Below are 21503 nucleotides of genomic sequence, written 5' to 3' on the forward strand. Positions count from 1 at the left end.
CGAACGCGCTTCAGGATGCGATCGTCACATCCGGTGACCGTATATAGGCCTACAACGTCAATCTTTCAATTTCGTCGCATGTTCTCGGGCTCGGCCGGTCGGATCACGGCTTCAGCGTGTCGATCTTCGCCTGCAATTGCGCCAGTTGCGCCTTCAATGTCGCGACCTCGTCCGCGACGTCCGCCGCCGGCGTGGCGTTCGCGGCCGGCTGGCCGTTCATGGCGGCGCCCAAGGGTCCGCCCGGCGTCAGCGGCGGCTTGAACGCGCTCGCCGCCGCCTCGAACATCTCCAGGTTGCGCTTCGCGATCTCCGCAAACGGCCCGCCGGCAAAGGCGCCCTCCATCGCCGACCGGAACTGCATCTGGTTGCGCTTGAACGCGTCCATCGATGCTTCCAGATATTGCGGCACCATCGATTGCATGTTGTCGCCATAAAGCCCGATCAACTGGCGCAGGAACCCCACCGGCAACATCGTCTGGCCGCGGGTTTCCTCTTCCATGATGATCTGCGTCAGCACGCTGTGCGTGATGTCCTCTTCCGACTTGGCGTCGATTACCTTGAACTCGCGCCCCGCGCGGGTCATGGCGGCCAGATGTTCCAGCGTGATGTAGCTGGACGAATCCGTGTCATACAGGCGCCGATTGGCGTACTTCTTGATCGTGATGACACCTGAACCGCCCGAAGATTTGGCCATGTCGCAATACCCTGCCCCAGAAAGCGGCACGCTAGCACCGTTTTACGCCGCGTCGCAACACAGGCCGCGCCCCCTGCCGCTGTTCCTGGATCTGCTGCGTCGCGAAACCGTGGACGCGCCCGATCGCCTCGTGCGGGCCCTTGCCGGCCTCCGCCGCTATCAGCAGGCGGATCGCCCGCCCCCCGCCCCGCCCGCGCCCATCGTTGCACGCGCCGGCCGTGCGGTGTTGCGGGATTATGGCGGCGACAGGACGGGCCCTGCCGTCCTTTTCGTTCCCTCGCTCATCAATCCGCCTTCGGTGCTCGATCTGGCACCCGGCCGGTCGCTGCTGCACTACCTCGCGGATGCCGGCCTGCGCCCGCTGCTGCTCGACTGGGGCACGCCGACGCCGTCCGACGCCGCGCAGGATATCGCCGCGCATGTCGAAACCATGCTGCTGCCGCTGATCGACGCGCTGGATCGTCCGCCCGCGCTGGTGGGCTATTGCCTTGGCGGCACCATGGCGATCGCCGCCGCCGCGCTCCGTCCGGTCCCCGCGCTTGCGCTGATCGCCACGCCCTGGTCGTTTGCGGGGTTCCCGGTGCAGGCCCGCACCGATCTCGCCCGGCTCTGGACCGACTTGGCGCCCGCCGCCGGCCGGCTCGGCCTGCTGCCGATGGAGGCGTTGCAGGCGCTGTTCTGGCGGCTCGATCCCGCGCGGACCGTCGCCCGGTTCGAAGCCTTCGCCAGCCAGGCCGACATCGCGGATTCGGTTGCGCTGGAGGATTGGGCCAATGACGGCCCGCCGATCGCGCTCGCCGCCGCGCGCGATCTGTTCGAGGGCTTGTATCGGGACGACCGACCCGGCACTGGCCGATGGTCGGTCGCGGGTCGTCGGATCGATCCCGCCGCCATTCCCTGCCCGATCCTCGATATCGTCTCGACCCGCGACCGGATCGTGCCCGCCGACACCGCGCTGTCGACGCGGCTGGCCTCCGCCGTTCCGCACCGGTTGGCGCTCGGCCATGTCGGCATGGTCGTCGGCACCCGCGCCCGGGCCCAATTGTGGGAACCGCTCCGCGACTGGCTTTTACACCCGGCCACGCGGCTGATAGAGCGCCCGCAACCCATCTGAACGGAGAGCTTCATGTCCGACGTCGTGATCACCGCCGCCCGCCGTACCGCCGTCGGCAGCTTCCTGGGCGCATTCGCCTCCGTGCCCGCGCACGAACTCGGCCGCACCGCGATCCAGGCCGCGCTTGCCTCCGCCGGTGTCGCGCCGGACGAAGTCTCCGAAGTGATCCTGGGTCAGGTGCTGACCGCCGCGCAGGGGCAGAACCCCGCGCGCCAGGCGTCGATGGCCGCCGGCTGTCCAAAGGAGGTTCCCGCCTGGGGCGTCAACCAGGTCTGCGGCTCCGGTCTGCGTGCGGTGGCGCTGGCGGCGCAGGCCATCCACTGCGGCGACAGTGCGATCGTCGTAGCCGGCGGCCAGGAAAGCATGTCGCTCGCCACCCATGCCCAGGCGCTCCGCGCCGGCAGCAAGATGGGCAATGTCGAACTGGTCGATACCATGATCAAGGACGGGCTGACCGACGCCTTCAACCAGTATCACATGGGCATCACCGCCGAAAATCTGGCGCAGCAATATCAGCTCAGCCGCGAGGAGCAGGACCAGTTCGCCGTCCGCTCGCAAAATCGTGCCGAAGCGGCGCGCAGCGAAGGCCGCTTCGCCGATGAAATCGCCCCGGTCACGATCAAGGGCCGCAAGGGCGATATCGTCGTCGACCAGGACGAATATATCCGCGCCGGCGCCACGTTGGACGGGATTGCCGGCCTGCGCCCCGCCTTCCGCAAGGACGGCACCGTCACCGCCGCCAACGCGTCCGGCCTGAACGACGGCGCCGCAGCGCTGGTGCTGATGTCCCGCCAGGATGCCGAACGCCGCGGCGCGCCGATCCTCGCCCGCATCGCCAGTTGGGCATCGGCCGGGGTCGATCCGTCGATCATGGGCATCGGCCCCGTCCCCGCCAGCCGCCGCGCACTCGAAAAGGCCGGCTGGTCGATCGCCGATCTCGACCTGATCGAAGCCAACGAAGCCTTCGCGGCCCAGGCGCTCGCCGTCGGGCGCGAACTCGGCTGGGATCCCGACCGCGTCAACGTCAACGGCGGCGGCATGGGGATCGCGCTGTGCGTCGAGCGGTAGGGTAGGGTTCGATCCTTTCCGTTGCGCGGTGCCTGCCGAAAGCATGTTGCGCGACTGTGCTTTTTGAGCAACGGACACCCCGGAAATTCCGGGGGTCCGTTCTGCTTCTGGCACTATGGGATTGTAATGTCTGGCATTTAGGATGTTGTCTGAGCCTCTGAGGCGGAGTGTTTTTCCGCCTCGAAAGGGGTTTAGATGATTAAGAAGACCTTTCTGGTAGCCTCCGCTCTCGCCACCGGCGCGATTCCGGCCGGCGTGTTTGCCCAAGCCGCGGTACAGCCTGCCGCGCCGTCGCCTGCCACCGCCGCTGCGGCCGAACCCGCCGAGGAAGCGATCGTCGTCACCGGTTCCCGCATCGCGCGGCCTGAACTGGATGCTGCCTCACCGGTGGCCGTCGTCGGATCCGAACAGATCCAGGCGCAAGGCATCACCAACACTCAGGATCTTCTCCAGAAGCTCCCGCAGGTGGGTATTCCCGGCATCAGCCGAACCAACAGCAATTTTGCGACCTCGGGCAACGGCATCGCCACCGTCAATCTGCGGAACCTGGGGGACTCGCGAACACTGGTGCTCGTCAACGGGCGGCGGTTCGTGCCCGGCGTCGCCGGGACGTCGATTGTCGACGTCAACAACATCCCGGCGGATTTCGTGGACCGGATTGAGGTCGTCACCGGCGGCGCATCCGCCATCTATGGCTCCGATGCGATTGCCGGTGTCGTGAACTATGTCCTGAAAAAGAAGATGGAGGGCATCGTCGCGCGCGGCCAATATGGCATTTCGGACCGGGGCGACAGCGCCAACTACACCGGCAGCATCACGGGCGGCACCAGCTTCGGTCCCGACGGCCGCGGATCGGTGATCGCGAACTTCACCTATGCCAACGATCTTGGCCTTCTGTCGCGTAATCGGGCAATTTCAGCGGAGGATTGCTCGGCCGCAGGCTGTGGCCCGCAGTCGTACAGCTCTTATGCAGCCCAGGGACGTTTCGAACTTCGGAATGGCGACATCGCGTCGACCAACGCCGGCGGCTTCGGGAGCAACCTGTTCACCTTCAATCCCGACAACAGCGTCGTCGCTGGCTTCCCGACGGGTTATGGCTTCAACCGCAACGCCGTTCGCCGGATTTCGACGCCGGTGGAACGCTATCTCGGTGCGATCAACGCCGAGTATGAGCTGAGCGACTCGTTGTCGGCGTTCGTCGAGGGCACGTACGCCAAGACCAGGTCCAGTTCGCAGATCGAGGCGCTCGCGCTTGACTCCCTTCTCGATGTCGGCGTCGATTACGGGATCGACAATCCCTTCATTCCTGTCAGCATCCAGCAACAGATTGCCGCCCGAAACGGCGACGCCATTGCCGGAAACGACGTCACCTCGATCGCGTTTCGCCGTCGCCAGAACGAGGTGTTCAGCCGCAGCAACACGAATGACCGTGACACCTTCCGGGTGGCGGGTGGCCTCCGCGGCGACATTGGCGCGAAGTGGAACTATGAACTGTCCGCGGTCTATGGTCAGTTGAAGGACCGGACCAGCAGCCAGGACATCGACATCACCCGCTACGGCAACGCGCTGGACGCGGTGCGCGACGCATCCGGCAACATCGTCTGCCGCGATCCGGCAGCGCGTGCGGCGGGTTGCGTCCCGATCAATCTGTTCGGATACAATACCGCGTCGACCGCGGCGTCCAACTATGTGCTGGCCGCCGTTCCCCGCGAAGTCGATATCAAGAACACGCAGTTCGTCGCGACGGGCAGCGTCAACGGAACGCTGCTCGCACTGCCATATGGGGATGTCCGGGTTGCGGTCGGCGGCGAATATCGCCGGGAAAAGAGCAGCGAAAACTGGGATGAGCTGACCAATGCCGGCCAGAATTCGGGCAACCAGACGCCGGACACCATCGGCAAGTTCAACGTAAAGGAAGCGTTTGGCGAGATCGACATTCCGCTCCTCAAGGGATTGCCGTTCGCGGAGTCGTTGAGCATCCAGGGTGCTGCGCGCTACTCCGATTACTCGACGATCGGCACGGTGTTCAGCTGGAATGCGGGCGGTGAATATTCTCCGATCCGTGGCCTGCGTTTCCGCGGCAACTATGCCGTCGCGAACCGCGCGCCCAATATCGGGGAACTCTTCTCGTCTCCGTCCGAAACCTTCCCCTCGGTTCAGGATCCGTGCAACAACACCACGGCCAGCAGCAGCGGAACCTACGCCACTGCCTGTCGCGCCATCCCGGCCGTGGCCGCGGCCATCGCGGCCAACGGCACCTTCACCTACACGCTTGCCGATATTCAGAGCATCAACGGCTTCGATGGCGGCAATCGTGCGCTGCAGGAGGAGAAGGGCAAGACGCTGACCCTGGGCGCGGTGCTGACCCCGGTTCAGCTTCGGGGCTTCAGCCTGACGGTCGACTATTTCGACATTCGCCTGTCGAATGCGATCGGCATCATCCCGCGTGCAACCGCAATCCAGCAATGCCTGCTGACCAACCTGCCGCAATTCTGCGACAATGTGATCCGCAATGCGAATACGGGGCTGATCCGGACCGTCAACGCCCAGAACATCAACATCGCGGCGACCAAGACCTCCGGGATCGACGTCAAGCTGGGCTATGGTCATGCCGTCGGTCTGATGGCGGATGACCGGTTTGACCTGAACGTCCTCTACACCCACAGCTTGAGCTACAAGTCGCAGTCCGATCCGTCCGCCCCGATCAACAGCGGTGTCGGCAACCTGGAATATGGCGCCGTGTTCCGCGACAAGGTCAATGCCTCGCTAAGTTATAGCTTTGGTCCGTTCAGTGCGAACTGGACGACCACCTATTACAGCCCGATGGTCGACACCGTTCGTTCGGAGTTTGCGGAGTCGTCCGACGGCCTTTCGCCCGACATCATCGCGCATAACGAGATCAAGTCGCGCCTGTATCATGATGTGCAGTTGCGGGCGCGCGTTGGCGAAAATGACCGGATGGAATTCTTCCTCGGCGCCAACAACCTGTTCGATCGGAAGCCGCCGAAGCTGGAAGACACCGTCTTCTACGGCACGATCACGGGCACCACAACCGCCGCGGATATCTATGACCCGTTTGGCCGCCGTTTCTATGCCGGGGCTCAGCTTCGCTTCTAGGATCGGTGTGACCCTGCCCTGCCGCTCCCGATTCGTCGGGGCGGCAGATATCGAAAAAGGGACGCAACCTGCGGGTTGCGTCCCTTTTTGGTTGAAATGGATACTATCCGCGAGCTTCTACGAACGCGCGGATCGCATGCCTACCGGATCGGCCCGTCCGCCCGTCCCAGCACGAACTGTTCCACATAGGGATTACCGCTGTCGTACAGGCGGTCGCGCGGGCCGCGCCAGATGATGCGGCCCTGGTACAGCATCGCCACGCGGTGCGCGATCTTGCGGGCCGATGCCATGTCGTGGGTGATGGTCAGCGCGGTCACGCCCAGATCCTCGACCAGGCTGACGATCAGGTCGTTGATCACGTCGGCGCGGATCGGGTCCAACCCGGTGGTCGGTTCGTCGAAGAAGATGATCTCGGGCCGCGGTGCGATCGCGCGGGCCAGCGCCACGCGCTTCTGCATCCCGCCCGAAAGCTCGTTCGGCCTGAGGTTCAGGATCTTGCCGTCCAGGCCGACCCGCTCCAGATTTTCCTCGGCGATCTTCTTCATCTGTGCCGCATCGCGCGCACGGCCCTGCGTCAGCCCGAACGTCACGTTGCGCCACACCGGCAGCGAATCGAACAGCGCCGATCCCTGGAACAGCATCCCGAACTTGGCGCGGACGCGTTCCTGATCCTTGCCATGCAGGCCGACCACCGATTCGCCATCGACCAGGATCGATCCCGCATCCGGCTGGATCAGGCCCAGGATGCATTTCAGCGTCACCGATTTGCCGCTGCCCGACTGCCCGATGATCGCCAGCGATTCGCCCGGCTCGATCGCCAGGTTGACGCCGTCCAGGATCACGCGATCGCCGAACCGCTTGGTGACCCCGTCCAGCACGATCTTCGCGTCTGCCATCACCCGAACGCCATGACGGTGATGATCAGGTTCGACGACAGGATCAGGATGAAGGCCGACACCACCGCGTCGGTGGTCGCGCGCCCCACGCCCGCGGCGCCGCCGTCGGTGCGATACCCGTGATAACATCCCATCAGCGCGATGAAGAAACCGAACACCGCCGCCTTGGCCAGCGCCATCTGGAAATCATCGGCGCCGATAAACTGCCGCGTGGTCGCCAGATAATTGGCGGCGTTGAACCCCAGCTTGTGCACCGACAGCAAATAGCCGCCCATGATCCCGATCGCATTGGCGATCAGCACGAGCAGCGGCATCGCGATCACCGCCGCGAACAGCCGCGGCGCCAGCAGATAGCGGTACGGATCGGTGCGCAGCGTGGTCATCGCGTCCATCTGTTCGGTGACGCGCATCGTGCCCAGTTCCGCCGCCATCGATGACGACACCCGCCCGGCCACCATCAGCCCCACCAGCACCGGCCCCAATTCGCGGACGATGCCGATCACGACCACCGCGGGCACCGTCGACTGCGCGCTGAACCGCGATCCGGCGGTATAGATTTGCTGCGCCAGCGCCGCCCCGGTGAAGATCGCGGTCAACCCGACCACCGGCAGCGAGAACCAGCCGATCTGCCCCAGTTGCTCCAACAGCCGCCCGGGATAATAAGGTGGCGTCAGCCCGCGCAGGATCGTCACGCCCGCGAACCGCGCCACCCGCCCGACGGCGCCGAACAGCGCGATCACCACGCGCCCGATCGAGGCGAAGAAGGCGATCCCCGCCACACCGATGGTCCTGCTCGTCATTCCGCCCGCTGATAGCGGCGGCGGCACGCGATGGGCAAGGGGTTTGCTCGCCGCCTGCCATTCGGCGACGGCAAGATACGAGCCCGTCCCACCTGCCGCGGTTCGCCGAGCCGATGTCTCCGGACCGAATACCGACCCTGCGCGACCATCGACCGACCGGGCTTGGCAGCTCCGCCCGCGGCCCGCGGCCTTCTGCCAGGCGTTGATCGGGCCAACCACATGATCCGCTTCTACAAACCCGCCCGTGCCGTCTCCCAATCGCGTCCGTCGAACGCCACCACCCGCACGTCCAGGCCATGGCCCTCGTCCAGGCAGCGCAGGTTGATGCTGATCCCGTCGGGATGCGATCGTGGCTTGTAGAAGCTCTTGATCCCGCACTGCGTACAGAACATGTGCCGCGCCTTGCCCGATCCGAAGCGATAGGTGCTGGTCTCGCGCTGCCCCTCGACCAGGCGAAAGCGGCTATCGGGCACGATCAGGTGCAGATAGCCCGTCATGGCACAGATCGAGCAATTGCAGTCGAGCACCTCGACCGGCCCGTCCGGCACCGACGCCTCGAACCGCACCAACCCGCAATGGCATCCACCCTCGACCATCATCATCGCTACTCCTCATCTCTCCGCCGGACCGGTCGCGGTCAGCGATCAGTCACATCCCCCGCCGCCGCCGTCGCAATCGGAGCCGCCGTCGGACCAGCCATGGCTCTCGCCACCGGTTCCGCCGTCCCCGCCATCCCCGCCGCCACTCTCCGGCCGCCCGCGCCGGCTCTGCCACCGCGCGAACAGCATCGCCGCCACCAGGATCGCCAGCACCAGGACGATCGGAGCCATGCTCACTCCACCGTCACCGACTTCGCCAGGTTGCGCGGCTGGTCCACATCCGTCCCCTTCAGCACCGCGACATGATAGGCGAGCAGTTGTACCGGGATCGCATAGACGATCGGCGCGATCAGCGGGTGGACCTTGGGCATGGTGATGGTGGCGATACAATCCTCGCCAGCCGCCTGGATGCCGTCATAGTCGGAGATCAGCACCACCTTGCCGCCGCGTGCCTGCACCTCCTGCATGTTCGACACGGTCTTTTCGAACAGCGGCCCCGACGGCGCCAGCACGATCACCGGCACATGATCGTCGATCAGCGCGATCGGTCCATGCTTCATCTCGCCCGCGGCATAACCTTCGGCATGGATGTAGCTGATTTCCTTCAGCTTCAGCGCGCCTTCCAGCGCCAGCGGATAATCCGGCCCGCGGCCCAGATACAGCACGTCGCGGGCGCCCGCGATCGTCGCCGCCACCTGCGCGATCGCGTCGTCATAGGCGAGCGCCGCATTGATCGCGGCCGGCGCCTCCTCCAGATGGCGGACGATCTCGCGCTCTTCCTTGCCCGACAGGCGTCCGCGCGCGCGCGCCAGGTTCGCGGCCAGCGCCGCCAGCACCGCCAATTGACAGGTGAACGCCTTGGTGGACGCGACCCCGATCTCCGGCCCGGCATGGCTGGGCAGCAGCAGGTCCGCCTCGCGCGCCATCGTGCTGGTCGGCACGTTCACCACCACCGCGATCTTCTGCCCGCCCGCCTTGGCATGGCGCAACGCCGCCAGCGTGTCCGCAGTCTCGCCCGACTGGCTGATGAACAGCGCCAGCCCGCCGTCCTCCATCACCGGATCGCGGTAGCGATATTCGGATGCGACATCGATCTCGACCGGCAAACGCGCAAAGCGTTCGAACCAGTATTTCGCGACCATGCCGGCATAATAGCTGGTGCCGCATGCCACGATCGTCACGCGGCGGATCTCGGCGAAATCGAAATCCGGGATCGGCAACGCCACCTGCCCGTCCAGCGGCCGCAGGTAGGAGCGCAATGTCTGCGCCACCACGATCGGCTGCTCGTAAATCTCCTTCAGCATGAAATGGCGGTGATTGCCCTTGTCGACGGTCAGCCCGATCAGGCCCGACAGCGTGACGGGCCGTTCTACCGGCCGGTCGTCCTTGTCGTAGATCTGCGCCCCTTCGCGCGTGATCACCACCCAGTCGCCTTCTTCCAGATAGGCGATCCGCTGCGTCAGCGGCGCCAGCGCCAGCGCGTCGGACCCCAGATATGTCTCATCCTCGCCATATCCCACCACCAGCGGCGACCCCAGCCGCGCCCCGATCAGCAGGTCGGGATGCTGGCGGAACAGGATGGCGAGCGCGAATGCCCCGTGCAGCCGCTTCAGCACCGCGGCGGTGGCCTGCGCGGGCGCCTCGCCCGCCTCGACCCGCTCGGAAATCAGATGCGCCACCACCTCGCTGTCGGTCTGGCTCTCGAACACCCGCCCGCGCGCGGTCAGCTCGTCGCGCAGTGCCTTGAAATTCTCGATGATGCCGTTGTGGACGATCGCCACCTCGCCGGTCGCGTGCGGGTGTGCGTTGCTGGTCGTCGGCCCGCCATGCGTCGCCCAGCGGGTATGCGCGATCCCGATCCGCCCGGCCAACGGGTCCGCGTCCAGCACCCGCACCAGATTGTCGAGCTTCCCCTCCGCCCGCCGCCGATCCAGCGCCGCGTCGTGGATGGTGCACACCCCCGCGGAATCATAGCCGCGATATTCCAGCCGCCGCAGCCCCTCGACCAGCCGCCCGGTCACTTCACCCGCGCCCACGATCCCGATGATGCCGCACATGGATTGTTCCTAACTGATTGACACGCAATGAAGTCGTTCGTGTCGAGCGTCGTCGAGACACCCCGCACGGCGCTCGCCACACGCCCCTCGACTACGGCGAAGCCGTAGCTTGCCCTGGGCGCCAGCTTGTAGGCCGTCGAAGGGCTCGGGACGAACGGAGAATGACGATCAGGCCTTCTTCGCGGCCTTCCCCATCCGGAACCGCGCCGCCCAGCCGCCGATCACCGTCTGCCGCCCGCGCGCCAGCGCCAGCGCGTCCGGCTCGACATCGCGCGTCACCACCGATCCCGCGCCCACGATCGCGCCGTCGCCGATCGTGACCGGCGCCACCAGCGCGCTGTTCGATCCCACGAACGCCCCCGCGCCGACCACCGTCTTGGACTTGGTGAAGCCGTCATAATTGCAGGTGATCGTGCCCGCGCCCAGATTCGCCTTCGCCCCGATCACGGCGTCGCCGATATAGGAGAGATGGTTGACCTTGGCGCCGGCGCCCAGCACCGCCTGCTTGATCTCGACGAAATTGCCGACCTTCGCGCTCTCCCCGATCACCGCACCGGGCCGCAGCCGCGCATAGGGCCCGACCTCCGCGCCGCGGCCGATCGTGGCGCCTTCCAGATGGCTGAACGCGCGGATCGTCACCGCGTCCGCCACCGTCACGCCCGGCCCGAACACCACATGGGGTTCGACGGTCACGTCGCGGCCCAGCACCGTGTCATGCGCGAACCAGACGGTTTCCGGCGCGACCAAGGTCACCCCCTCCGCCATCGCCCGTTCCCGCCGCGCGGCCTGCCACCCGGCCTCGACCGCCGCCAGTTCGCCGCGGCTGTTGATCCCCGCCACTTCCTCGGGCGCGGTCTCCACCACCGCCGCGCGCTCCGCCAGCGCAACGATGTCGGTCAGATAATATTCCCCCGCTGCATTGTCGGACCCGATCTGGTCGAGCAGCGCCCACAGCGCGTCCGACCGCACCGCCATCAACCCGCTGTTGCACAGCGGCACCGCGCGCTCGGCGGCACCGGCGTCCTGATATTCCACGATCCGCGCGACGATCCCGTCCTCCGCGATCACCCGGCCATAACGCAGCGCATCGTCCGGCCGGAACGCCAGCACCACCACCGCCGGCGCATCGTCGCCGTGCAGCCGGTCCAGCATCCGCGTCATTGTCTCCGCCGAAACCAGCGGCACGTCGCCGTACAGGATCAGCACGTCGCCCGCGAAGCCGGTCAGCGCCGCCTGCGCCTGCTGCACCGCGTGGCCGGTGCCCAGCTGCGGCTCCTGCACCGCCACGATCACCCCCTGCCCGGCCACCGCGGCCTCCACCTGCTCGCGCCCGCTGCCTACCACCACCACGCGCCTCGCCGGCGCCAGCGTTTCGATTGTCGCCAGCAGATGCGCCAGCATCGGTCGTCCCGCGATCGGGTGCAGCACCTTGTGCCGGTCGGATTTCATGCGGGTGCCGCGGCCTGCGGCCAGGATGATCGCGGCGACGGGGTGGGGGGACGGGCTCGACATGCGCGCCGCTCTGCCATGTTCCCCTTGCATATTCCATAACCGGCGGGTGACAGCGGCGTCATGCACACGTCTCGCTTTCCCTTCGCCATCGTCGCCTTCGATCTGGATGGCACCCTCGTCGATACCGCGCCCGATCTCACCGCCGCGCTCAACCACGCGCTGGGCCAGCTGGATCGCCCGCCGATGGCGCCCGAATCCGTCCGTCACATGGTCGGCCACGGCGCCCGCGCGCTGCTGCGCCAGGGGCTGGAGGCGACCGGCGCCTGCGACGAGATGCTGATCGATCGTGGTTTCCCGCTCTTCCTAGATCATTATACCGCGCACATCGCGGACCACAGCCGCGCCTTCCCCGGCGTCGATACCGCGCTCGACGCGCTCACCGCACGGGGCGTCCAGCTGGCGATCTGCACCAACAAGCTCGAATCGGTCGCGATCGCACTGGTGGATGCGCTCGGCTGGCATGGCCGCTTCGCCGCGATCGTCGGTGGCGACACCCTCCCGGTCCGCAAGCCCGACCCCGCCCCGCTGCTGGAAGCCATCGCCCGCGCCGGCGGCGGCACCGCCGTCTTCGTCGGCGATTCGATCACCGATACCGACACCGCCCGCGCCGCCGCCCTTCCCTGCATCGCCGTCACCTTCGGCTTCCGCGACCGCCCGGCGGACGATCTGGGTGCCTCCGCCCTGATCGACCATTTCGACCAGCTAGTACCGACACTGGCGCAGCTCGGAGCATAGCCGCCCCACCGTCATCCCGGCGAAAGCCGGGATCTCCCGAAGGGAAACCGCACCCGCCAAGCCAGCCGAAACCCCGGCCTGCGCTGCGGTGTCGCCATGAAGGCGAGCCCCGCCCATCCGCTCGGTTCGGGCCTGTCGAGAACCCGCTCCGAACACGGCCGTCGAACACCACCCGCCTACCGCCGCATCTTCACCCACAAATGCCGCGCCAGCATCGCCGGCGGCATCCGCAGCCAGTGCGACCGCACATAGAAGGCAAGCCGCGTCACCCGCCGTCGATCCCGTCCCCAGCCATCCACCGCCAGCAACCGCCGCCGGAACCAGCGGTCGCCGAACCGCCGCCGCCGCCATGCCTCCGGCACCGCCGTCCCATAGAGCTGATGCGCCAGCCGCCCCGCCCGCGCCACCGCGGGACCCAGCTGATGCCGGTCCGCCCGCGCGATCAACCCGTCGCATCCCGCTTCGCCGATCAGGCAGTGAATATCCCACAGGTTGCGCAAGCCCCCCGCCAGGTCGCCATCCGCGAACAGATGCGCCGCCGCATGCACGATCCGGTCCGCCGGCCCCAGCACGTGCAGCCCGTCCGGCAGCGCGATGCTGTCCGCCACCAACAACGCCGCATCCGGCGTCGGCCGCGCGGTCGGCGGCAGGATGGTGTGATGCACGTCGATCATCCGGTCGCGGGTGCGATGGATCAGCGGCGGCAACTCGTGCATCCACCGCCGGTAATAGGCGTCGTCATAGGCATCCGCCTTCACCCATTCCCATCCCGCCGCCAGCAACGCCGCCTCCACGCGCGGCAGGTCCGCCGGCCGCACCAGGATATCCAGGTCTCCGATCGATCGCCCCCGCCCCGCCGCCAGATCGGCCGCGACATAGGCCGTCCCCTTCAGCAGCACGACCGGCACCCCCAGCGGCGCCAGCGCCCGCCGTGCCATCTCCGCCTCCCACAGCGCGGATCGCCGCTCCACCACCGCCTGCCGCGCGGCATTGTCCAGCCAGCCCGATACCGTCTCCGGCACCGCCACCCCCGCCAGCCGCGCCGCCAGCGTGCCCGCCAACCGCTCAGCCAGCGCCGCGGTCAGCACCGCGGTCCAGCCGCCCTCGTCCAGCTCCGCCGCCCGCGCCGGATCGGCCAGCAACCGCGTCAGGCGCAGCGCCGCCGTCACAGCGCCGCCCACAGCCGCTCCACCACCGCCACCGCGGCATCGGTATCGGGATAATCGATTGCCACCGCCGGCACCTGCGTCACCAGCCGGGTCAGTGCATCATATCCGCCGCGGCCCAGCGGCACATAATTGGTCGATGCCTGCGTCAGCCGCACGAACACCTCCGCCGCACCCATCGCCTCCGCCCCCTCCGGCGGCCCGAACCTGGGAAACAGGATCAGCGCCGGGGTCGCCGGCACGTCCATGGCCGCGATCGCCGCCGCATCCGGCCGCAGATGCCGCAGCCGCCCCTTCGGCGTGCCGGTCAACTCCGTCCCGAACCGCGCCTCGGGCACGCGCGCCAGCATCTCGTCGATCGCCGCATTCTTCAGGCTCGTCGCCCGCGGAAACGCGCGCAGCGCGCCGCTCGCCAGATCGACCAGCGCGAATTCATCGCCCATCAACCGCCAGCCGCGCGTCGCCAGCACCGCCGCCAGCGTCGACTTGCCCGATCCCGACTCGCCGGTCATCATGATCGCGCGGCCCTCGCGCTCGACGCTCGACGCATGCAGCAGCAACCAGCGCCGCTCCCCCAGCGCCAGTTGCAGGTTCATCCCGATCTCCGCCGCCAGCACGCCATGCGTCAGGTCCAGCGGCAGCGCGTCCGGCAGCACATGATCCCCCCGCACCGCCACCGACGGGCGGATGAACCGCCGCCATGGCCGCTCCGCTTCCAGCCGCACGGTATAATCCGGCACGCCCGCGGCCACTGGATAGTCGCGGTACAGTGATCGTAGCGCCGCGATCGGCGCCGCCCAGTCCGATCCGACCCGGAACCGCACCGGCCCGATCTTCAATGTCAGCTGATGCCTCACACGCGCCGCACCAGCCCCGCCGCCTCCAGTTCCGCCAATCGCGCGGTCACCACTTCGATGACATCGCCGTCCAGTTCATAGTCCGCCTGCAACCGCGCCACGATGCCGGCGATCGTCGCCGCGCCCTGCTCCGGCGCGATCACGCCCAGGATTTCCGGCACCGGCGACCCCAGCACATGCGTCGCCCCCGACGGCGCATGATAGACGACGGCAAACCCCTCCATCGCGACAGAGGGCGACGCCGCGTCGGCGATGTAGCGTGATTCCTTCGCCGGGGCGACGAGGTACGTGTCGTCAACCATCACCCCACCCCTCCGTCATCCCGGCGAAAGCCGGGATCTCCCGAAGGTAAAGCACCCACCCCTAGCCCAAACGAGACCCCGGCCCCCGCCGCGGTGACAGATAGGAGAAATCCGTCCTCCCACCACTTCGTCATCCCGGCGAAAGCCGGGATCTTGCTCGGGTGAAGCACCGCGCATCTCGAAATACCTGGATCACTGTGCCCCGCCTAACGCGTCTTCAGCGAGACGAAGCAGGTGAAGCCGCTGTTTCCGTTCTGCAACCGCTGCATATATTTGGTATAGGCCTGCGTCTGTTCATAGGTCGTGCCCGGAAACACCGTGTGGTTGCGCAACGCGACCTTTACATCCTGCCCCTTCAACGGGCGCCACGGCGGCCGCACCGCGCCCTGGGTGAAAGGCGCGACCACGGATCCGTCCGCGCCGATCCACTTGCCGCTCTGCCGCGGATCGGGGATCGGGATCTCGCAGGTCAGCACCGATCCCGCCGTCTGCGCCAGCGCCGGCCGGATCGTCACCACCATCGACGCCCCCGCCGCGCCCAGCATCAGCATCCGCCGCGTCGGCGCTTCCGCCGTCGCACCCGCACCGTCGCCCCGATCCTCGCTCACCCATGCCCTCCGCGTGCCACCCCGAATGCCTACCCCCAAGCCACCCCGAAAGCGAGCCGCCACGCCCGCTCTTATTGGCACAGCATATGCCGCGGCTACGGAGGTGATGATCCGGGGCCATACGAAGATGCTATGGCTGCGTCCGGGAGACGCCGGTCAGGAGCGTTCGGCAGACGTAAACCTCATGCTGATGGAGCGGGCCGCTATGCCGGTCGTGCTGTCAACGCACTCCGCCCATGTAATGCGCAGATGCCGCATGGGCGCTCCACCACCGTCACCGATCGCCCGAAGCTGCCAGACGGTGGAAGGCTCCTGAATGCGCCCGCTCCGATCCAGCGCATCGACCAGTTGCCCCCACTGCGACTCATCTTGAGCAAATTCCACGGTTTCACAGTTGGTGAAGCTGAGCGCCAAAACGAAGGCGTCATACGCGTAGGCATCGCGGTGGTGGAGCGTTGCAGCCGCCAGTTCGGCGAATCCCAGCCGATGCTCGCGCCCATCCGGAGATATGACCTGAATGCCGTCCGCGACGACAACATATCTGGGCGACCGCGCGCGCAAGCGGCGAAAAAAGGCTTGGTTCACCCGATCAACGAAACCCGTTACGACCACTCCAGCTTGGTGATGTCGTCATAGGCCGCCGTTCCGGTACGATCGCCCAACCAGGCTCCCGCTGCGCCGCCACCAAATCCGCCCAGAATTCCATCCGCCAGGCAAGCGCCACCGGTGCCGATCTCGCCGATGATCGGGATCACGAGCGAGGGAGACGCTATGGTGCCCAAGCCCACGCACCCGGCCCATGCTCCTCCCCAGCTTCCTGCCGTGCCACCGACAAGCGCGCCACCTTGCCCCGCTGCCACGGATCCTTTGCGAATCCGAACATGCCTCGGCGGAACCGCCACATGCCGCCACAGCCATCATAGGAATGTCACAAAAGCACCCCTAAGAAGGGTGTGCCCATGCGTATCCTCCTGTCCCTGATCGCCGGTGTCGCCGCCGGCACCCTCGCCTGGCTGCTGCATAGCCCGGTTGCCGTCACCGCCTTCTGTGCGACGCTCGCGGTGGTGGCGCTGTTCCTGGCGGCGGCGCCCGCCCCGCCCACGCCCCGCCTGCTGGAGGTGGACGACGACCGCGACCAGCCCGATCTCGGCATCGACATCGTGCTGGATGCGATCCGCGATCCGCTGCTGGTGATCGAGGGGCAACGCGTCCGGAACGCCAATCGTGCCGCGCGCGCGCTGCTCGGCGACCATATCGTGGGGGAGGATGTGCGGCTCGCCATCCGCCATCCCGCCGCCGCCGATCGGCTGGCGGGGCGGCAACCCGGCGATGGCGCGCCGGTCGAGCTGGTCGGGCTCGGCGATCATGCGCGCCGGTTCGCGCTCACCGTCCATCCGCTCCGCGACGGCGCACGGCTGGCGCGGCTGGTCGATCGCACCGCAATCCACGCGGCAGAGCGGTCGCGGGTCGATTTCGTCGCCAATGCCAGCCACGAACTGCGCACCCCGCTCGCCACCCTGCTCGGCTTCATCGAGACGCTGGAGGATCGCAATGCGGCCGAGGACGGCCCGACCCGCGCGCGTTTCCTGAAGATCATGTTCGGCGAAGCGAAGCGGATGCAACGGCTGGTCGACGACCTCATGTCGCTCAGCCGGATCGAGGCCGACAAATACAGCCTGCCCGAAACCGCGGTCCCGCTCGATCGGCTGCTTGCCGATGTCCGCCGCGCGCTGGTCGCCGGGCTGGAACTGGACGACGCCCGCATCATCGTGGTGGGCGATGGCGCGCCGTGCGACGTCGCCGGCGATCCGGCGCAGCTATCGCAACTGCTCCACAATGTCATCGGCAATGCGCTGAAATATGGCCGTTCCGGAACGCCGGTGACGGTCGATCTCCGCTGCGCCTCCCCCGCGATGGTGCGGCTGGCGGTGTCGGATCAGGGGGACGGCATTCCGCCGGAACATCTGCCGCGCATCACCGAACGCTTCTACCGCGTCGATCCGGGCCGCAGCCGCGCGCTCGGCGGCACCGGACTCGGGCTCGCCATCGTCAAGCATATCGTCGAACGGCATCGCGGCCGGCTGTCGATCGACAGCGTTGTCGGCACCGGTACCACCGTCACCATGCTGCTGCCCCGCGCCCCGGAGACGCTGTCATCAAATGGTCACGAAACCGTCACAGGGGAAGAGGCGAAACGACCTAGCGCGGCCTGACGGCTCGCGACGCGGGCCTCATGGAGCGGTCGATGATCAGCAGGACGATGGGTGTGGTGACGACGGCGCTGGCGCTGTCCGCCTGCTCGAACAATGGGGCGAACGCATCGCGCGATCAGATCCGCGCGGTCGGATCGTCGACCGTCTATCCGTTCACCACCGCCGTCACCGAACAATTTGCCCGCCGCCAGACGCAGTTCAAGGCACCGATCGTCGAATCCACCGGCACCGGCGCCGGGATGAAGCTGTTCTGCGCCGGCGTCGGCGCGCGTTTCCCCGATATCGAAAACGCCTCCCGCGCGATCAAGAAATCGGAACTGGAGGAATGCACGAAGAACGGCGTCAAGGACATCGTCCAGGTCCAGATCGGCATTGACGGCATCGTCATGGCCGAAAGCCTGCGTGGCGACGCGATGCGCCTGACCCCGGCCGATGTGTACAAGGCGCTGGCCGCCACCCCTTACGGCCGGCCGCAGACGGCGCGCCGCTGGTCCGACGTCAACCCCACGCTCCCCGCGATCCCGATCGTCGTCTATGGCCCCCCGCCCACTTCCGGCACGCGCGACGCCTTCGCCGAACTCATCCTGCAAAAGGGCTGTGACGCGAACCCCGCGATGACGGCGCTGAAGAATACCGATGCCAAGCGCCACACCGCGGTGTGCACCAAGGTCCGCGAAGACGGCGCCTATGTCGAAAGCGGCGAGAACGACAATCTGATCGTCCAGAAACTGGTCGCCAATCCCGATGCGGTCGGCGTGTTCGGCTACAGCTTTCTGGAGGAGAACAAGGATCGGGTGCGTGGAATCCCCATGAACGGGATCGTGCCGACCTACGATACGATCGCGGACTACAGCTATCCCGGCTCGCGCCCGCTCTACATCTATGTGAAGGGGCAGCATCTGAACGTCGTGCCGGGGCTGCGCGAACTGGTCGCCGAATATGCCAACGACTGGGGACGCGGCGGCTATCTGGCGCGGCGCGGGCTGATCGTCGCCCCGGCCGACGTCACGGAGAAGAACCGCAAGATCGCGCTCGCCTTCACCCCGCTCGATCCCGCGATGGTGCAATAACCATGTCGCTTGGCCTTTTCCTCCTACTCGTCGCCGGGCTGGCGCTGGTCGGCTGGCTCACCGGCCGTGCCCGCGCCGGGCGGTTCACCGGTACCGGTACGGATCGCCCGCACAGCCTGCCTTCTTATCATGGCTGGTATGTCGCGCTGTGGGCGCTCGCCCCCGCGCTGCTCTTCCTGGCGGCGTGGTCGTTCGTCTCGCCGGGCCTGGTCGATGCCGCGGTCACCGCCACGCCGCAATCCGCCGCCATCCGGATCGCGCCCGCCGATCTGACGAACGAGGTTCGCGCGCTCGGCACGGGCGCGCTCACCACCCCCTTCCATCCGGAGGTCGTACCGCTCGTCCCGGTGTTCCAGCGTGTCCAGACCCATTATGACGTGATCGGCGGCGTCGTGGCGCTGTTGCTTGCTTTTGCCGGCGGCGCGTTCGCCTTCACCCGGCTGCGTCCCGATTTCCGCGCCCGCACCCGCGTCGAACGGCTGGTCATGGCGGCGCTGCTCGGCGCGTCGCTGATCGCTGTGCTGACGACGCTCGGCATCGTGCTGTCGCTGCTGTTCGAATCGTTGCGCTTCTTCGCGCGGGTGTCGCCGATCGAGTTCCTGTTCGGCACGCTCTGGTCGCCGCAGACAGGGGACAGCGGCACGTTCGGCGCGGTGCCCCTGTTCTGGGGCACGATCTTCATCGGTGCGATCATCGCGATGATCGTCGCCATCCCGCTCGGCCTGATGAGTGCGATCTACCTCACCCAATATGCCCGCCCCGCCACGCGCCGCTGGATGAAACCGATCCTGGAGGTGCTGGCCGGCGTCCCCACCGTCGTCTACGGCTATTTCGCGGCGCTCACCGTCGCCCCCGCGATCCGCGATCTGGCGAGCCTGCTCGGCATCGGCGGTGCGTCGTCGGAAAGCGCGCTGGCCGCCGGGCTGGTCATGGGCGTCATGATCATCCCGTTCGTATCATCGATGGCGGACGACAGCATCGCTGCGGTGCCACAATCGATGCGCGACGGGTCGCTGGCCATGGGCGCCACCACCTCCGAAACCATCCGCCGCGTGCTGGTGCCCGCCGCGCTGCCCGGTGTCGTCGGCGGCGTCCTGCTCGCGGTCAGCCGCGCGATCGGCGAAACCATGATCGTCGTCATGGCCGCCGGTCTTGCCGCCAATCTGACCGCCAACCCCTTCGCCAGCGTCACCACCGTCACCACCCAGATCGTGCAGCTGCTGACCGGCGATCAGGAATTCGACAGCGCGAAGACCTTGGCGGCTTTCGCGCTTGGCCTCGTGCTGTTCGTGGTGACGTTGCTCCTCAACATCGTCGCCCTGCGCGTCGTGAAGAAATATCGCGAGGCTTACGAATGAGCACGCTCGCTTCCGTCCTGCAACCGCCGCCGCGTCATGCGCAGGCGCGCGTCCCGACCGACTGGACGACGGATTCGATGCAGGGTCGCATCCGCCGCCGCTACCGTGCCGAACGCCGGTTCCGCCTGCTCGGCGCGGGCGCGGTGCTGCTGTCGACCGCCTTCCTGGTCTTCCTGCTGGTGTCGATGCTCAGCCAGGGGCTGCGCGGCTTCACCCAGACCGAACTGCGCCTGCCGATCGACTTTCCGGCCGCGCGGCTGGCGCTTGCCCCCGCCGATCTGGGGCGCCCGGATGCGCGCGCGCGACTGGCTGCGGTCGATCTCGAAGCCGCCACCGCCACCGCCGCCGATCGCGCCTATGGCGCGGGTGGCTATAAGCTGCTGTCGGACGGCGCGTGGCTGTCGGTCCGGGCCGCGATCCAGGCCGACCCTGCGATCCTCACCCGCCGCGCCGACATCTGGGTGCCGACCGCCACCGCGATCGATCTCGCGGCCAAGGGCACTGCCGATGCCGATGCGGAGGCCGGCTATCGCCTGCTGGATGCGAAGCAGGCGGTCCGTACCGGGTTCAGCTGGGCCTTTCTCACCGGATCTGATTCGACGGACCCGACGCTGGTCGGCATCTGGGGCGCGCTCAAGGGCTCGCTGCTGACGATGTTCGTCACGCTGGTGCTCGCCTTCCCGATCGGCGTGCTGTCCGCGCTCTATCTGGAGGAATATGCCCCCCGCAACCGCTGGACCGACCTGATCGAGGTGTCGATCAACAATCTCGCGGCGGTTCCGTCGATCATCTTCGGCCTGCTCGGACTGGCGGTCTTTCTCAACGTCCTGAACTTCCCGCGATCGGCGCCGATCGTCGGCGGGCTGACGCTCGCACTGATGACGATGCCCGTGATCGTCATCGCGGGGCGCAACGCGATCAAGTCGGTCCCGCCGTCGATCCGCGACGCGGCGCTCGGCATCGGCGCGTCGAAGGTGCAGGTCGTGTTCCACCATGTCCTGCCGCTGGCGCTGCCCGGCATCCTGACCGGCACCATCATCGGCATGGCGCGCGCGCTTGGTGAAACCGCGCCGCTGCTGATGATCGGCATGCGCGCCTTCATCGCGTCCCCGCCCGGCGGCCTCGCCGATCCCGCCACCGTCCTCCCGGTCCAGATCTTTCTCTGGTCGGACGAGGTCAGCCGCGGCTTCGTCGAAAAGACGTCGGCCGCGATCATTGTCCTCCTGGTGTTCCTGCTCGCGATGAACGGGATCGCCATCTACCTCCGGAACAGGTTCGAACGGCGCTGGTGATGACAGAAACCTCCCTCAACGACCGCGCCGCGCACCAGCATGGTG

The 21503-nt window shown here is 67.3% G+C and carries 20 protein-coding genes and 1 pseudogene; 8 read left to right on the forward strand and 13 right to left on the reverse strand.

Annotated elements, in window-relative coordinates:
- Positions 1–103 precede the first annotated feature (103 nt).
- A complete protein-coding gene (gene phaR / locus VF649_RS14575; RefSeq protein ID WP_331012682.1) occupies positions 104–694 on the reverse strand; it encodes a polyhydroxyalkanoate synthesis repressor PhaR in 591 nt (196 codons plus the stop codon).
- On the opposite strand from phaR, the gene VF649_RS14580 reads away from it, so the two are divergent.
- The 3 genes and pseudogenes from VF649_RS14580 to VF649_RS14590 all read left to right on the forward strand — a co-directional run bounded on the left by VF649_RS14580 (position 693) and on the right by VF649_RS14590 (position 5993).
- Positions 693–1808 (forward strand): alpha/beta hydrolase, encoded by a 1116-nt coding sequence (locus tag VF649_RS14580; protein WP_331012683.1) that lies wholly within the window; start codon positions 693–695, stop codon positions 1806–1808. The genes phaR and VF649_RS14580 overlap by 2 nt on opposite strands.
- 12 nt (positions 1809–1820) lie before the next feature.
- Positions 1821–2855, forward strand: a pseudogene (locus VF649_RS14585) (acetyl-CoA C-acetyltransferase); the annotation flags it as partial.
- A 216-nt stretch (positions 2856–3071) separates the two neighbouring features.
- Entirely contained in the window at positions 3072–5993 is a 2922-nt protein-coding gene (locus VF649_RS14590; RefSeq protein WP_331012684.1) for a TonB-dependent receptor plug domain-containing protein, read from the forward strand.
- Positions 5994–6133: 140 nt separating this feature from the next.
- On the opposite strand, the gene VF649_RS14595 is transcribed toward VF649_RS14590, so the two are convergent.
- The 6 genes from VF649_RS14595 to glmU form a co-directional block, all read right to left on the reverse strand.
- Complete coding sequence (locus VF649_RS14595; RefSeq protein ID WP_331012685.1) at positions 6134–6889, reverse strand: ABC transporter ATP-binding protein; 756 nt, start codon at positions 6887–6889, stop codon at positions 6134–6136.
- Complete coding sequence (locus VF649_RS14600) at positions 6889–7689, reverse strand: ABC transporter permease (protein WP_331012686.1); 801 nt, start codon at positions 7687–7689, stop codon at positions 6889–6891. The genes VF649_RS14595 and VF649_RS14600 overlap by 1 nt, the downstream gene beginning before the upstream one ends.
- A gap of 230 nt (positions 7690–7919) precedes the next feature.
- Positions 7920–8288 carry a GFA family protein gene (locus VF649_RS14605; protein WP_331012687.1) on the reverse strand — a complete coding sequence of 123 codons (369 nt, stop codon included), beginning with the start codon at positions 8286–8288 and terminating at the stop codon, positions 7920–7922.
- Positions 8289–8333: 45 nt separating this feature from the next.
- Complete coding sequence (locus VF649_RS14610; protein WP_331012688.1) at positions 8334–8519, reverse strand: hypothetical protein; 186 nt, start codon at positions 8517–8519, stop codon at positions 8334–8336.
- A 2-nt stretch (positions 8520–8521) separates the two neighbouring features.
- Positions 8522–10345 (reverse strand): glutamine--fructose-6-phosphate transaminase (isomerizing), encoded by a 1824-nt coding sequence (glmS, locus tag VF649_RS14615; RefSeq protein ID WP_331012689.1) that lies wholly within the window; start codon positions 10343–10345, stop codon positions 8522–8524.
- Between the two features lie 168 nt (positions 10346–10513).
- Positions 10514–11857, reverse strand: coding sequence for a bifunctional UDP-N-acetylglucosamine diphosphorylase/glucosamine-1-phosphate N-acetyltransferase GlmU (gene glmU / locus VF649_RS14620; protein WP_331012690.1), 1344 nt, complete (start codon positions 11855–11857; stop codon positions 10514–10516).
- Positions 11858–11917: 60 nt separating this feature from the next.
- Between glmU and gph the strand changes: the two genes are divergently transcribed.
- Complete coding sequence (gph, locus tag VF649_RS14625) at positions 11918–12592, forward strand: phosphoglycolate phosphatase (protein WP_331012691.1); 675 nt, start codon at positions 11918–11920, stop codon at positions 12590–12592.
- A gap of 176 nt (positions 12593–12768) precedes the next feature.
- On the opposite strand, the gene VF649_RS14630 is transcribed toward gph, so the two are convergent.
- The 6 genes from VF649_RS14630 to VF649_RS14655 all read right to left on the reverse strand — a co-directional run bounded on the left by VF649_RS14630 (position 12769) and on the right by VF649_RS14655 (position 16280).
- Entirely contained in the window at positions 12769–13773 is a 1005-nt protein-coding gene (locus VF649_RS14630; RefSeq protein ID WP_414713692.1) for a nucleotidyltransferase domain-containing protein, read from the reverse strand.
- Entirely contained in the window at positions 13758–14615 is an 858-nt protein-coding gene (locus VF649_RS14635; RefSeq protein ID WP_331012692.1) for an HprK-related kinase A, read from the reverse strand. The genes VF649_RS14630 and VF649_RS14635 overlap by 16 nt, the downstream gene beginning before the upstream one ends.
- Positions 14612–14917, reverse strand: a complete 306-nt coding sequence (locus VF649_RS14640; RefSeq protein ID WP_331012693.1) for an HPr-rel-A system PqqD family peptide chaperone — start codon at positions 14915–14917, stop codon at positions 14612–14614. Before VF649_RS14640 ends, VF649_RS14635 begins: the two co-directional genes overlap by 4 nt.
- A 206-nt stretch (positions 14918–15123) precedes the next feature.
- Positions 15124–15525, reverse strand: a complete 402-nt coding sequence (locus VF649_RS14645) for a hypothetical protein (protein ID WP_331012694.1) — start codon at positions 15523–15525, stop codon at positions 15124–15126.
- A gap of 156 nt (positions 15526–15681) precedes the next feature.
- The gene (locus tag VF649_RS14650; protein WP_331012695.1) at positions 15682–16110 is read right to left on the reverse strand and encodes a hypothetical protein; all 429 of its coding nucleotides are present in this window, start codon (positions 16108–16110) and stop codon (positions 15682–15684) included.
- Positions 16111–16127: 17 nt separating this feature from the next.
- Positions 16128–16280, reverse strand: a complete 153-nt coding sequence (locus VF649_RS14655; RefSeq protein ID WP_331012696.1) for a hypothetical protein — start codon at positions 16278–16280, stop codon at positions 16128–16130.
- Between the two features lie 204 nt (positions 16281–16484).
- On the opposite strand from VF649_RS14655, the gene VF649_RS14660 reads away from it, so the two are divergent.
- From VF649_RS14660 to pstA, 4 genes are read left to right on the forward strand one after another with little or no spacing between them, the layout of a single operon-like run.
- Positions 16485–17738 carry an ATP-binding protein gene (locus VF649_RS14660; RefSeq protein ID WP_331012697.1) on the forward strand — a complete coding sequence of 418 codons (1254 nt, stop codon included), beginning with the start codon at positions 16485–16487 and terminating at the stop codon, positions 17736–17738.
- Positions 17739–17770: 32 nt separating this feature from the next.
- A complete protein-coding gene (locus VF649_RS14665; protein ID WP_331012698.1) occupies positions 17771–18808 on the forward strand; it encodes a substrate-binding domain-containing protein in 1038 nt (345 codons plus the stop codon).
- Positions 18809–18810: 2 nt separating this feature from the next.
- The gene (gene pstC, locus VF649_RS14670; protein WP_331012699.1) at positions 18811–20166 is read left to right on the forward strand and encodes a phosphate ABC transporter permease subunit PstC; all 1356 of its coding nucleotides are present in this window, start codon (positions 18811–18813) and stop codon (positions 20164–20166) included.
- The gene (pstA, locus tag VF649_RS14675; RefSeq protein WP_331012700.1) at positions 20163–21458 is read left to right on the forward strand and encodes a phosphate ABC transporter permease PstA; all 1296 of its coding nucleotides are present in this window, start codon (positions 20163–20165) and stop codon (positions 21456–21458) included. The genes pstC and pstA overlap by 4 nt, the downstream gene beginning before the upstream one ends.
- The last annotated feature ends 45 nt before the right edge of the window (positions 21459–21503 follow it).

Origin of the sequence: Sphingomonas sp. (assembly GCF_036387535.1) — a bacterium.
Lineage (GTDB): Bacteria > Pseudomonadota > Alphaproteobacteria > Sphingomonadales > Sphingomonadaceae > Sphingomonas_R.

Excerpts from the sequence above, each read along its gene's own strand:
- VF649_RS14595 (WP_331012685.1), bottom strand. The coding sequence starts at position 6,889 with ATGGCAGACGCGAAGATCGTGCTGGACGGGGTCACCAAGCGGTTCGGC.
- glmS (WP_331012689.1), bottom strand. The coding sequence starts at position 10,345 with ATGTGCGGCATCATCGGGATCGTGGGCGCGGGTGAAGTGACCGGGCGG.
- VF649_RS14660 (WP_331012697.1), top strand. The coding sequence starts at position 16,485 with ATGCGTATCCTCCTGTCCCTGATCGCCGGTGTCGCCGCCGGCACCCTC.
- VF649_RS14590 (WP_331012684.1), top strand. The coding sequence starts at position 3,072 with ATGATTAAGAAGACCTTTCTGGTAGCCTCCGCTCTCGCCACCGGCGCG.
- VF649_RS14640 (WP_331012693.1), bottom strand. The coding sequence starts at position 14,917 with ATGGTTGACGACACGTACCTCGTCGCCCCGGCGAAGGAATCACGCTAC.
- VF649_RS14605 (WP_331012687.1), bottom strand. The coding sequence starts at position 8,288 with ATGATGGTCGAGGGTGGATGCCATTGCGGGTTGGTGCGGTTCGAGGCG.
- VF649_RS14580 (WP_331012683.1), top strand. The coding sequence starts at position 693 with ATGTCGCAATACCCTGCCCCAGAAAGCGGCACGCTAGCACCGTTTTAC.
- VF649_RS14600 (WP_331012686.1), bottom strand. The coding sequence starts at position 7,689 with ATGACGAGCAGGACCATCGGTGTGGCGGGGATCGCCTTCTTCGCCTCG.
- phaR (WP_331012682.1), bottom strand. The coding sequence starts at position 694 with ATGGCCAAATCTTCGGGCGGTTCAGGTGTCATCACGATCAAGAAGTAC.
- pstA (WP_331012700.1), top strand. The coding sequence starts at position 20,163 with ATGAGCACGCTCGCTTCCGTCCTGCAACCGCCGCCGCGTCATGCGCAG.
- VF649_RS14665 (WP_331012698.1), top strand. The coding sequence starts at position 17,771 with ATGATCAGCAGGACGATGGGTGTGGTGACGACGGCGCTGGCGCTGTCC.
- glmU (WP_331012690.1), bottom strand. The coding sequence starts at position 11,857 with ATGTCGAGCCCGTCCCCCCACCCCGTCGCCGCGATCATCCTGGCCGCA.
- gph (WP_331012691.1), top strand. The coding sequence starts at position 11,918 with ATGCACACGTCTCGCTTTCCCTTCGCCATCGTCGCCTTCGATCTGGAT.
- VF649_RS14610 (WP_331012688.1), bottom strand. The coding sequence starts at position 8,519 with ATGGCTCCGATCGTCCTGGTGCTGGCGATCCTGGTGGCGGCGATGCTG.
- pstC (WP_331012699.1), top strand. The coding sequence starts at position 18,811 with ATGTCGCTTGGCCTTTTCCTCCTACTCGTCGCCGGGCTGGCGCTGGTC.